Here is a 10,890-nt window from a genome sequence, read left to right on the forward strand (position 1 = left end):
CGACGCCGCTCGACCGTAGGAGGGCCGGCACGGCGAGGGCGCCGATGAGCACGGGGTGGCCGTCGCGGATGGTGTCGAGGAAGCCGTGGACGGCGGGCACGAAGCTGCGCAGCCGCNCGACGACGTTGACGCCGACCTTGACGCTGATGACGTCCGCCGGCGCATTACGGATGACCCGCGCCACGACTACCGCTCGAGGCGACGGGCACCCACCGACACGTGGTCGCTTTCAGGTCCGGGGGGGCCTCACACCACCCCGAGCGCGAGCATCGCATCGGCGACCTGGGTGACCCCGGCGATGTTGGCGCCGGCGACGTAGTCGTCGGGCACCCCGTACTCGTCGGCCGTCTCGAGGCACCGGTCGTGGATCTGCCGCATGATCTCGGCGAGCCGCTGCTCAGTGTGCTCGAAGCTCCACGAGTCGCGCGACGCGTTCTGCTGCATCTCCAGCGCGCTCGTCGCCACACCGCCCGCATTCACCGCCTTGCCGGGGGCGAAGAGGATGCCCGCCTCCCGCAGCACGCGCACGCCCGCCGGCGTGGTCGGCATGTTCGCCCCCTCGGCCACGACCTTCGCGCCATTGCGAGCGAGCGCCCGCGCTCCGCGGTCGTCGAGCTCGTTCTGCGTCGCGCACGGCAGCGCGATGTCGCACGGCACGTCCCAGATCGAGCCGCCCGCGACGTAGCTGACCTCGCCACCTCGCTCGTCGGCGTACTGGGAGATGCGACCGCGACGCACCGTCTTGATGTCGGTCAGCAGTTCGAGGTCGATGCCCCGGGCATCCGCCACATAGCCCCCGGAATCGGAGCACGCGACCACCGTCGCGCCCAGCTGGTGCGCCTTCTCGATCGCGGAGAGGGCGACGTTGCCGGAGCCCGAGACGACGACGCGCTTGCCTTCGAGGCTTCCGCCGTGGCGTCGCAGCATCTCGTCGACGAAGAACACCGCGCCGTAGCCGGTGGCCTCGCGACGCACGAGCGAGCCGCCCCAGCCGATGCCCTTGCCGGTGAGCACTCCCGACTCGTAGCGGTTCGTCAGACGCTTGTACTGGCCGAAGAGGTAGCCGATCTCGCGGCCGCCGACCCCGATGTCGCCCGCGGGCACGTCGGTGTACTCGCCGATGTGGCGGTGCAGCTCGGTCATGTACGACTGGCAGAAGCGCATGACCTCGGCGTCGCTCTTGCCCTTCGGGTCGAAGTCGGCGCCGCCCTTGCCGCCGCCGATCGGCATGCCGGTGAGCGCGTTCTTGAACGTCTGCTCGAAGCCGAGGAACTTGATGATGCCGACGTTCACCGAGGGGTGGAAGCGCAGACCGCCCTTGAACGGGCCGAGCGCCGAGTTGAACTGCACCCGGAAGCCGCGGTTCAGCTGCACGCTCCCCGCATCGTCGACCCACGGAACCCGGAAGATCAGCTGCCGCTCGGGCTCGACGAGGCGCTGCATGATCGCGGCGTCGGCGTACTCGGGGTGCTTCGCCACGACCGGCCCGAGGCTCTCGAACACCTCGAGCACGGCCTGGTGGAACTCGGTGTCACCCGGATTCCGGTGCACCACCTCGTCGAACACGGGCTGCAGAGCGGGGTCGAGAGCGAGCATGGGGAGGCCTCCGTGGAGCAGAAAAAAGCCGCGAGTTGTGCGCGGATACGGTCAGGGTACCGGTCACCCGACAGGTGTCGTGCACTGCTCGGATGGGACGTCGTCGCGGTCGCCCGCTCGCTTCATCGCGAGCGGCGGCGCCCTGGCCCGCGTGCGCGTCGGCCGCGCGACCGCGCAATGGCGGGCACGGCGAGGGCGCCGACGAGCAGCGCTCCCCCGAGCATCCGTCGACCCGCCTGTCGAGGCCGGCCGCCCCAACCGCCCTCGACGGTCGCCATCTCAAGCGGCGCCGACTCGAACAGGTTGCCGCTCGTGGCCGGTGCCGTCTCCGTCTTGGAGAGGTGCAGCTGGTCGACGTAGGTCGCCATCGACTTCTCGGCCGACTCCGGCGACGCGCGGTGCTGCGCGAGCAGGGCGCGCCCTCCGCTGCCCACCGGCACCTCCGCGCGCGGCTTCCGCGTGCTCTTCACGATCTCGCGGGCCACGCGCTGCGGCGCATTGACGGGCGGCGGCGCGAGCACGCGGCGGCCGGTGTAGTTGGCGGCCTGCGCGAAGATCGGGGTGTCGATGACGGCGGGCATGACCGTCACGACGTGAATGTGCTTGAGCTTGTCGAGCCGCAGCTCTGAGCGGATGCTCGCCGACAGCGCCGTGACCGCCGTCTTCGACATCGAGTACGCCGCCGTGTACGGCTGCGGCACCGAGCCGAGCACCGACGACACGTTGACGAGCACGCCCCGCTTCTGGCTGCGGAACACCCGCAGCGCCGCCCGCGCACCGTGCACGTATCCCATGACGTTGACGTCGAGCACGCGCCGGAAGTCCTCCAGCGGAACCTCGGTGAGCGACCCGGCCATCGTGACCGACGCGCCGTTCACCCACACGTCGATGCGGCCGAACGTCGCGATGACCCGGTCGGCGAGCGCGTCGACCGCCGCCGCGTCGGTGACGTCGAGCGGAACGACGAGCGTCTGCGCACCGAACCGCTCGCACTCGGCGGCGACCTCCCGCAGCGCCTCCTCGCGGCGGGCGGCGAGCACGACGTTCGCCCCCTTCTTCGCGAAGCGCAGCGCGGATGCTCGGCCGATGCCCGACGACGCTCCCGTGATGACGACGGTGGCGCCCTTGATCTTCTTCAGTCCCTTGGTCATCCGGCAACGGTAGGAAGCGGTTCGCCGGTGTCGCTAGCCCTGGGGGCGGCATGCACAGGGGGAGCCCAGGCGGGTCGGCCAGGCAACTCTCCTCAGGACTTCGCTACCCGAGCGCGACCACGAGCGACAGCACCGAAAGCACGACGCACACCGGCGTCATCGTGCACCACTCTGCCTTCGACCGCGAGATGCCGTTCATGACGATGCCCACCGCCGAGTAGGCCACGATCACCCAGATGCCGACCTCGGCGACGACCGGCGGCAGCGCCTCGACGAGCCCGGCGCGCCACGTCAACTTCCAAGGCCCCGGCGGTGCGTTCGAGCGGAATGAGGAGCACTTATGGCCACGGTTCGCCGGTCACCGCCGCGGAGCGTCGTTCGCCACTCAGACGGCAGGGCTGCTTCGATCCCGACCGCGTCCACGAGCTTGGCGAAGTTGGCCCACACTTCGATCCGCTGCACGCGCGATTCGATGCCGCGGAGGCCAGCAAGATTCTGTTCCACCTCGCTCACCCGACCGGGCTTGGCCCCTCGCGTACGCCGATCGCCATACGGGTGATCGGTTTCTGTGAGCAGCCGATGCGGTGGGATCGCGCGAATCGTCTCCTCGGAGGACATCATGGCTGGCGGCAGCGAGAAGTAGCACCCGAGCCGGACTGCCTCTTCGGTCACCTCAACTCCCCCGGTCCACCAATGCAGGATGACGCCCTCGACCGGAGTGCGGTGTAGCTCTCGCAGCACGCGAAGGTGCGCGCCCGAACTGTGCACGCTCACAATCCGCGGGTGACGCTGGAGTTCCTCAAGAATGTTTCGGAACGTTGTCGTCTGCAGCTCGATCGGCACCCGGCTCGAGCCGTCTAGGCCCACTTCACCCACGAGAGGCGTGTCCTGAATTTGCTGTCGGAAACGCTCGACAGTGAATGCTTTCTGCGCCCGGACACGTCCCGGGTGAACTCCGACACCCCAGAGTGCCTTGAGATCAGAACGTGAGCGCACTGCCTCGAACTCGTCGAGCGACCGAGTCATCGCGAAGATGAAGGCCCCGAGCTTCCGAAATTCAGAGGCATCGATGCCCGGGTCGACGTGCGCATGGGTATCGAGCGGTGCGGGGACCCTCATGGGTCAAGTCCCCGCAGTTCTTCGCGTCCTCGCCGACACAGCTCGAGAGCGTCGGCTAGAGCGATGCTCGACGGGAGCTGGAGCTTCGCAAGATCGGATTCCCCGAATGACTCGCGAAGGAAATCACGCATGGCTGGAACCACGGACTTTTCCTTCACCCAGGCCAATTGCTCGTCGCCCTCGGGGACGAGGTAGGGCGTGCTGTCGTCCAGCGCGGCCGCCTCGAACGAGGCCCGACGCAGTACACATCCAAAGCACACGCCGCACGCGATCTTGGCGGAGATCCCGTACGACTTCGCGCCCGTGTGCGAGCACGACGACGTGTCACTGAGGAACGCGCTGGCACGCTCCTTTCCAAGCAGCTCCCGCACACGCTGGAACATCTCTCCCTTGGTCTCGGCGGCGTGCGGATTGACCAGGTCATGGTGCGCCCCCACCGATGCGAGCAAGGACATCAGGTCACCGAGGAACTTGGGATGCGTTGTCTTGGTGGAGAGGCTCCCTCGACGACTTCGAGAGAGCGGCGGGTTTATCGATGCATAGCCGTTCTCGGGTAGCCAGAGCGGCACCTTGTGGACCGAAGCCACCGCGAGCCCCAAAGCAATGAACAGGAAGGAACGAGACCGCGTCGAGTTCTCCTTGCCGTAGGCCTTGCCGGTCGGGGAGTGACGGCCACGCGCCAGCAGCACCTTCACATGATCGGCCGTCGTACCAGGCGCGAGGTCCTCAATCGCATCTGCGACTCGAGTCTGAACTGGAGACAGGTTTGGAGACGCCCAGTGCGAGACGAGGATCTGTTGTTCACCGTGTGAAGCGAGGTCGGCAGCGGACAGCAAGGCGCCGGTCGCTGAGTCTGCCCCGCCGCTCAGCAGCACGACGCGCGTTGCACCAAGTCCAACGGTTGCGATCTGTTCCGGAGCTCCGGCGTTCTCGCGAAAGGTGAACCGCCAGATATCTCCGGTGAGGAAGCCGAGGAGCTTCTCGAGCTCAGGCTGGACGGTCTGCCACGGACTTGCCGCCAGCACGTCTACGGCAATGGAGATGTCCCGCTGGTTCCAATTGGACAGTCTCCCCGAGCGCAGCGACGAGCGGTCTGCTGCGAGGACGGCTATGGCAACGCGGACCAGATCGATGTTGCGGTCCATGACAGCGCCGAGACCTCCGAGCAGCGGTCCGTAGTTGGCTCGAAAGTACCGGTGGGAATGGGCGTCATGCCAATAGAAGGTTCGATCCGCGTCGGAGGTCGGCGTGGAGGGGACGGGCGTGACAGTGAGCTCATAGGAGAACACCGTTACTCGACCCCATCTTTGAAGATGCGGCGGAGACTACGAAGGCCACGCTCGATAGCCGAGTCGATAGCATCCGGACTTGCACCCGCATCCGAGAGATTGGCGCGTGCGGCCAACTGGTGGCTCGCGTCGTAGACCTCATCGATGAAGTTCTCGCGCGACACCGAGTCCGTCGAGGTGAACTCGTCTGATTCGGAGATGAAGATCTCGGCGATCATCACGCCGATAGCGTGTTCAGCTGTGGCTGCGGCGTCCGGAGTCGATGGGTTCACATCCGTGTCGAGCATCCACTCGAGAAGATGATGTGCGATGTCTCGCTGCTCTTCGGCGGGGATGTCGCTGGAAGTCTGCGCCTCGCAGACGACGTCGAGAATGGCTCGCACCATTTCGGCTCGGGAAGGCAGGGCGGATAGCGAATCAAAGTCGAGACCGGCCTTCGCGAGGGTCTCGCGATCACCTTCGCGGAATGCTCGCGCGAGTCTGGCAGCACGGCTCGCGGTCGCGGCGTACGCGCGAGCGTCACGACGCGGGGCGCTCTGCTTGCGGCCGGTGCCCCCGCCGCTACCGCCGGCCCCGCCGCCCCCGCCGCCTGCTGAGCGGCGCGAGAACACGGGGATCTTCAGCGCCTGAGCGACCACACCTTCAGGAATGCGCGTTTTCTGTCCGTCGGCCTGACCATCCGCCCACTGGTCGACGCCATCGCGGAGGGCACGACCGACCTTGCCCGTCGACCCCTTATACGACGAGCTTGTCCCCATGACTAGATGCCCTCCTTGGCAGCAGCAACGGCTTCGATGAGTTGCTTACGTCCGCTGGCGTTCGCCATCTGCGTCATCTGCTCGACGATCGGCTCAGGGTCGTCTGCGCGAAGCTGGACGAAACCGCCTACCTTGAGATCCGCAGGCCGCAACCGCTTCAGCGCCGAGACGGCCGTCGCGACAGACGACGGCCGAACACGAACGATCCGAAGTAACGCGACGATGCCGGCCGACTGCTTCTGCGGCTCATCAGCGATCACGCCACCGATGTGGTGGATCAGCTTGTCCGCTTCACTGCTTTGCAGGTTGCGAAGCATGTCTTCCGTCACGCGCCGAGCTTCACCGACCGATCGCGACAGGATCTGCGTCGCGATGTCTCGAATCGATTCCGGCAGTCCTTCGGAAGCCAGGAAGACACTCTTGAAGCTCGCCGCAAAGACGAGATACGGCGCGATGTCCTTCTTGGCGAGCGGCGGAGAAAGCCGCGCCCAGCGGATCAGCCCGTCGCCGAATCGAGGCTTCGAGGCGTCGCTGGTTGCTTCGGTTTCCGCAGGAGTGTCCGCGTTCGCTTCGGTGGTCTCAGCGGCTTCGGTCCCGGCGCCGTCAGCCGGTTCCGGCTGCTCCGCCTCGTCGTCAACCTGAGGCGTTCCGGCTTGTGCTTCGAGGGCAACGAGATTCTGCCGGAGCGTCTGCTCCCGCAGCCAGCCGGTGACCTCCTTGAACTCGTCAGGGAAGTACTGCTCGAGCACCATGAGCTTCGCGATCGTGGCCGCATCCAGCGTGATTCCACGCCGAGCCGCGATGCTCAAACGAACCGATAGGTCATTCAGGAACCGCTTGATGCGTCGGGGGTTGCCCTTCGTCTTCTCATGGACGATCGGGCGAATACGGGCCGCGTTGTTGCGCTGCTCGAGGAACTCGTCTTTCAGGAGCGAGGCGACCGTTTCCAGCGCGATTGCATCACGCCGCGCGACGGAGACATCGCTCACGATCTGCGCGTACTCGGCTGGTTCGACCAGTGCGCGGATCTGAAGGAGAACGAGATACGCCTCGGTGTCGAAATCCGAAAGCGCGGGTACGGGCACCGAGGTCTGGACGATCTTGTGCAGGTAGAGCTGTGCCGGTGTCTCTTCGCCCGGTTTTGTCTCGGGTGCAGCCGGGTAGCGCGTAGCGATCGCATCTGCAACCCGCTCTTCGTCAGCCGCTATAACGAAGGACATTTTCGGCACGGATAGGAAGAGCCTGATGGTTTCAAGCGTCTCGACGACGGTCTCGGGAAGGCAACGGTCCAGGTCGTCGACAAGCACGACGACGTTCTTGATTGTCTCCATGCCCTCCGATTCGAGGAGAGCGCGGAACTCAGCGCGGAACTGCACCATGTCCGTGATCGGCTCAGGGCTGTTTTCGCCTCCGCCTTCCGTTGGCTTGACGAGGCTCAGCACGCTATCTAGTGAGGGCAGGGTCACTGTCACCGCGGACTGGGCGGCGAGCTTCATCGCCTTGGTCCAGTCGATCCGCTTCATGAGGCGCTTGACGAGAGCCTTTGACTGCGCCCCGACGCCCTCGTCGGGGAGAGCCTCCTCGATGGCGGAGAGGATCTCGCCGATCAGCGACTCTTTGATCCCGAGCTGCGGGTCGTATCGCCACGGGTCAGTCTCGATGACGAGACGCGACACCGGGTCGCCGTGCTTCGGTTTCAGCTGCTTCGCGATGATGCGCAGCACGGAAGTCTTGCCGCTCCCCCATGAGCCGGAGAGCCCGAGAGCGATGGGATCGAGACGGGGGTCGAGCAGCGCATCAACGACCGTGCCGGCTACGGCGTCGAACGACAGCAGGTCGACATCGGTCGGCTCATCGAGGAATAGTGGATAAGTATTGGCGATCACGACACCTCCACGGCGTGTGGCCCGAGAAACTTGTCCCCATCGAGATGAATCATGTGCGTCGGGACGTCGGGTCGCTCCGCGCGAAGGCGGTCGACGAGCGCTGCGGCCAGCATGCCGCTCCCGGCACCGGGGTCGAGCACGCGGATCGTGTCGGCCTGCGGCATGCGGGGCAAACGCGCGATGATGAGCGCTGCCTGATACGGCGTGAAGTACTGCCCAAGCGCAGCTTGTTCCGATGGATTCAAGGCCGCGAGGGCGGACTTGCGTCGCGATTCAGCACGGTCAATCTGACTCATGTTCAGAGCGTACCGACGGGCTTCGACAGCCGCGGGGGCCGCGCCGCGCACTGCCGCAGTTCAGCGAGACTCGTTCGCCCTGAGTGAAGTGGGCCCTCAGAACGACATCGCATTTGGTTGCAGGCCCATCTGCGTCAGGCATCTCAGGATCAGATTTTCTCGTGGATAGGCAACGGAGCACCTCGACGAGCCGCACGTCCTGCCCGAGTCATGTCATTCGCCACCGCGCTTGCCAGTTCTCCTGCAAGGATTGGAGCGAGCAGAGGAGCGAGAAATATGGGCAATCCGGCATGGGGTCACGGATATCACAAAGGCTTTGGCGATGGTGCGAAGCAGGGAGGCGTTGTGGGCGCTCTGATCACCATGGGCGCTGCCGGACTGGTCATGGGCGGCAAATGGGCCGTCCGTAAGCTTCGCGAACGAAGCGTGGCGAAGCAGCTCGACGCCGAGTCGGCAACTGAACCGTCCGGCGAGGACCAGAACGGCACGCAGATGAAGTCCACCGACTGACCGGGCATTTACGAGGATCGCCTGTACGCCGAGCATCGCTCGCGGTAGCAGCCTGTCCAGGCTCCCAAATTTCACGACGGACGCCGATGCTCGACACGACTTCGCGTGCAACATCGTACGAGCCACGACGCGGCAGGTGCTCGATCACATGTCCGGATCGGATTCGCGTGCCGAGCGACTGGCTCACCGTGACTGATCACTGGCTCTCAACGGGGGAGGCCCCCAGGACGCGACCTCTGCACCGGATCGCGGCCTTGCAGCGCACTGCCCCCCGCTCGAACGGGCCTTTGACCCGTCGACGCGGCTCTGGAGGAATCGGCGCTCCGGGTCGGAAGGGGCAAGCTCAAGAGCTCGGCGATAGTGCGACAGGGCATCCGTCGGGTGTCCCGCGCGGTGGAGCAGGTCGGCGCGAGTCGCGTGCAGAAGGTGGTACTCCCCGAGCTGCGCGTCGAGGTTGAGCGTGTCGAGGAGGGTGAGGCCAGCATCCGGGCCCTCAAAGAACGCCACGGCGATCGCTCGGTTGAGGTCGACGATGGGCGACGGGGCCACCTCGCTGAGGTGGGCGTAGAGGTTGGCGATGCGGGCGAAGTTCGTCCTCGCGGCCGTCGGGGCGGTCGCGTGCTCTGCGGCGATCTGGGCCTGGAGAAGGTAGGGGCCGGACGGGGCGCCAAGGTGCTTGAGGGTCTGCTCGGCTGCGGCGAGCATCCGGGAGCCTTCGGCGATGGCGGCGGAGTCTTAGCGCAATCCGAACGAGGGGTGTCGGCCCTCACCTTTACTCTTGAGAATATATGGAACTCGACGAGCTGGATCGGCTGTGGGAGCGTCATGCCGCGTGGCGCTTGGTGCGCGCGCGCAATGCACCCCTCGTTCTGTCGTTTCTTGGCACGTACTTCATCGAAGCGAACCGAGGGGCCGCGCCCGCCGGTCAGCTCGTGTCGGCGCTCGACGACTTCTTGTACGTCGTGCATCGTTCCGAGCCCGACCGCTACCCCGCCGAGCCTGCAACCTACCTCGAAGACTGGGCGGCAGCCGAGTCAGCCTGGCTGCGCCGCTTCTATCCGTCAGGGTCAGAAGAGGTTCATTACGACGTTACGCCCGCGGTTCAGAAGGCGTATGCGTGGGCAGAGGGTCTGCGAGTGAGATCATTCGTCGGCACCGAGTCGCGACTGCAGACGGTCGTCGAGCTTCTGCGCAGCATCGTTCACGGTGCTGAGGTCGACCCCGACAGTCGTATTGCCCAACTCGAGCGGCGGCGCGACGCCGTCGAAGCCGAACTCGCAGAAGCGCGTGAAGGAAAATTTGAGGTGCTCGACGAGACGGCTGTGCGCGACCGATACCAGCAATTCGCGTCGACGGCGCGCGAACTGCTGAGCGACTTCCGTGAGGTCGAGGAGAATTTTCGCACGCTCGATCGTTCGGCCCGCGAGAAGATCGCGGGGNCTGATCAGGGTCGCAGTTTCCAGGCCTTCTACGACTTCCTGCTCTCGGAGGGTCGGCAGGACGAGCTGGCCACTTTGGTGGCGACGGTGCAGCGCATGCCACAGCTTTCGGCCGATCATCGGCTGCGTAGCGTGCACCACGACTGGAGCGATGCCGCCGAGCGCACGCAACAGACTGTGCGCGCGCTCTCTGAGCAGCTACGCCGGTTTCTTGACGATCAGGTGTGGGTCGAGAATCGCCGCGTCATAGACCTGGTGCGCTCGGTCGAGGCATCCGCTCTTGCCCTGCGCGACGCGCAGCCGCGCGATATCGGCCTGGTCGTCGACGAACCGGGCGTGCCGATCGCCCTGCCATTCGAGCGGCCACTGTACGATCCGCAGCCCGACGTGGTGGTCGACAGCATGCTCTCGCCCGACGAGATCGACATCGCCGAACTAGGCGACCTGTTCACACAGCGTTTCGTCGACACGGCGCGCCTCGCAGAGAACATTCGCGCCGTCGTGCCGCCGCGCACCACGGTCGCGCTCGATGAAATCGTAGGGCTGTACCCGGTGCAGGAGGGCGTGGCTGAGCTTCTTGGCTACCTCGCGCTCGACGAAGACGACATCACGATCGACGTCGGCGACAGCGAGATCACGATCGATTTCAATGACGCCTTCGGTGAAACGAAACGGGTGAGGATGCGGACGGTTCAGGTGACACGCGCGTGAGAAACGCCGACGAACAAGCGATCGCTGCGGCGATCATTCTTCTCATGCGCGAAGTCGTGTACCGCGAGGTGCCCTCACACGAAGGAGCGTGGCAGACACTACAGCGCCNACCCCGCCGCTGTCGCCGACCACTTC

12 protein-coding genes and 1 pseudogene are annotated in these 10,890 nt (G+C 65.7%); 4 read left to right on the plus strand and 9 right to left on the minus strand.

The genetic code is table 11. From position 1 onward, the window contains the following. Positions 1-246: 246 nt before the first annotated feature. The 8 genes from gdhA to ASG83_RS12825 all read right to left on the minus strand — a co-directional run bounded on the left by gdhA (position 247) and on the right by ASG83_RS12825 (position 8,095). Positions 247-1,596 (minus strand): NADP-specific glutamate dehydrogenase, encoded by a 1,350-nt coding sequence (gdhA, locus tag ASG83_RS12090; protein ID WP_055861809.1) that lies wholly within the window; start codon positions 1,594-1,596, stop codon positions 247-249. A gap of 122 nt (positions 1,597-1,718) precedes the next feature. Beyond that, on the minus strand, positions 1,719-2,747 hold the full coding sequence (locus ASG83_RS12095) for an SDR family oxidoreductase (RefSeq protein ID WP_055861812.1): 1,029 nt from the start codon (positions 2,745-2,747) through the stop codon (positions 1,719-1,721). A gap of 103 nt (positions 2,748-2,850) precedes the next feature. Then, positions 2,851-3,042 carry a hypothetical protein gene (locus tag ASG83_RS12100; protein ID WP_055861815.1) on the minus strand — a complete coding sequence of 64 codons (192 nt, stop codon included), beginning with the start codon at positions 3,040-3,042 and terminating at the stop codon, positions 2,851-2,853. Then, the gene (locus tag ASG83_RS12535; RefSeq protein WP_082599225.1) at positions 3,039-3,866 is read right to left on the minus strand and encodes a TatD family hydrolase; all 828 of its coding nucleotides are present in this window, start codon (positions 3,864-3,866) and stop codon (positions 3,039-3,041) included. The genes ASG83_RS12100 and ASG83_RS12535 overlap by 4 nt, the downstream gene beginning before the upstream one ends. Next, positions 3,863-5,011, minus strand: a complete 1,149-nt coding sequence (locus ASG83_RS12105; RefSeq protein WP_156711099.1) for a hypothetical protein — start codon at positions 5,009-5,011, stop codon at positions 3,863-3,865. Before ASG83_RS12105 ends, ASG83_RS12535 begins: the two co-directional genes overlap by 4 nt. Positions 5,012-5,157: 146 nt before the next feature. Beyond that, on the minus strand, positions 5,158-5,913 hold the full coding sequence (locus ASG83_RS12110; RefSeq protein WP_055861820.1) for a hypothetical protein: 756 nt from the start codon (positions 5,911-5,913) through the stop codon (positions 5,158-5,160). 2 nt (positions 5,914-5,915) lie between these two features. Beyond that, the gene (locus tag ASG83_RS12115) at positions 5,916-7,799 is read right to left on the minus strand and encodes a P-loop NTPase fold protein (RefSeq protein ID WP_055861823.1); all 1,884 of its coding nucleotides are present in this window, start codon (positions 7,797-7,799) and stop codon (positions 5,916-5,918) included. Further along, positions 7,796-8,095 (minus strand): hypothetical protein, encoded by a 300-nt coding sequence (locus ASG83_RS12825; RefSeq protein WP_055861826.1) that lies wholly within the window; start codon positions 8,093-8,095, stop codon positions 7,796-7,798. The genes ASG83_RS12115 and ASG83_RS12825 overlap by 4 nt, the downstream gene beginning before the upstream one ends. Positions 8,096-8,371: 276 nt before the next feature. Between ASG83_RS12825 and ASG83_RS12740 the strand changes: the two genes are divergently transcribed. Beyond that, complete coding sequence (locus ASG83_RS12740; protein WP_156711100.1) at positions 8,372-8,605, plus strand: hypothetical protein; 234 nt, start codon at positions 8,372-8,374, stop codon at positions 8,603-8,605. 183 nt (positions 8,606-8,788) lie between these two features. Here the strand turns inward: ASG83_RS12740 and ASG83_RS12125 are convergent, their stop codons facing one another. Continuing rightward, complete coding sequence (locus tag ASG83_RS12125; RefSeq protein WP_055861829.1) at positions 8,789-9,310, minus strand: tetratricopeptide repeat protein; 522 nt, start codon at positions 9,308-9,310, stop codon at positions 8,789-8,791. 83 nt (positions 9,311-9,393) lie between these two features. On the opposite strand from ASG83_RS12125, the gene ASG83_RS13285 reads away from it, so the two are divergent. From ASG83_RS13285 to ASG83_RS13340, 3 genes and pseudogenes are all read left to right on the plus strand, one after another. Continuing rightward, the coding region (locus tag ASG83_RS13285) for a DUF3375 family protein (RefSeq protein ID WP_235460199.1) at positions 9,394-10,044 on the plus strand (651 nt) is incomplete at its 3' end. A 1-nt stretch (position 10,045) separates the two neighbouring features. After that, positions 10,046-10,755 (plus strand): annotated as a pseudogene (locus tag ASG83_RS13290) (DUF3375 family protein); the annotation flags it as partial. 44 nt (positions 10,756-10,799) lie between these two features. Further along, on the plus strand, positions 10,800-10,863 hold a 64-nt coding region (locus ASG83_RS13340; protein ID WP_255358255.1), incomplete at its 3' end, for a hypothetical protein. Between the last annotated feature and the right edge of the window lie 27 nt (positions 10,864-10,890).

The sequence above is a fragment of the Yonghaparkia sp. Soil809 genome, assembly GCF_001429705.1.
Classification (GTDB): Bacteria; Actinomycetota; Actinomycetes; order Actinomycetales; family Microbacteriaceae; genus Microcella.

Coding starts and splice junctions, on each gene's coding strand:
- gdhA (WP_055861809.1), bottom strand. CDS start 1,596: ATGCTCGCTCTCGACCCCGCTCTGCAGCCCGTGTTCGACGAGGTGGTG.
- ASG83_RS12095 (WP_055861812.1), bottom strand. CDS start 2,747: ATGACCAAGGGACTGAAGAAGATCAAGGGCGCCACCGTCGTCATCACG.
- ASG83_RS12535 (WP_082599225.1), bottom strand. CDS start 3,866: ATGAGGGTCCCCGCACCGCTCGATACCCATGCGCACGTCGACCCGGGC.
- ASG83_RS12105 (WP_156711099.1), bottom strand. CDS start 5,011: ATGGACCGCAACATCGATCTGGTCCGCGTTGCCATAGCCGTCCTCGCA.
- ASG83_RS12110 (WP_055861820.1), bottom strand. CDS start 5,913: ATGGGGACAAGCTCGTCGTATAAGGGGTCGACGGGCAAGGTCGGTCGT.
- ASG83_RS12825 (WP_055861826.1), bottom strand. CDS start 8,095: ATGAGTCAGATTGACCGTGCTGAATCGCGACGCAAGTCCGCCCTCGCG.
- ASG83_RS12740 (WP_156711100.1), top strand. CDS start 8,372: ATGGGCAATCCGGCATGGGGTCACGGATATCACAAAGGCTTTGGCGAT.
- ASG83_RS12125 (WP_055861829.1), bottom strand. CDS start 9,310: ATGCTCGCCGCAGCCGAGCAGACCCTCAAGCACCTTGGCGCCCCGTCC.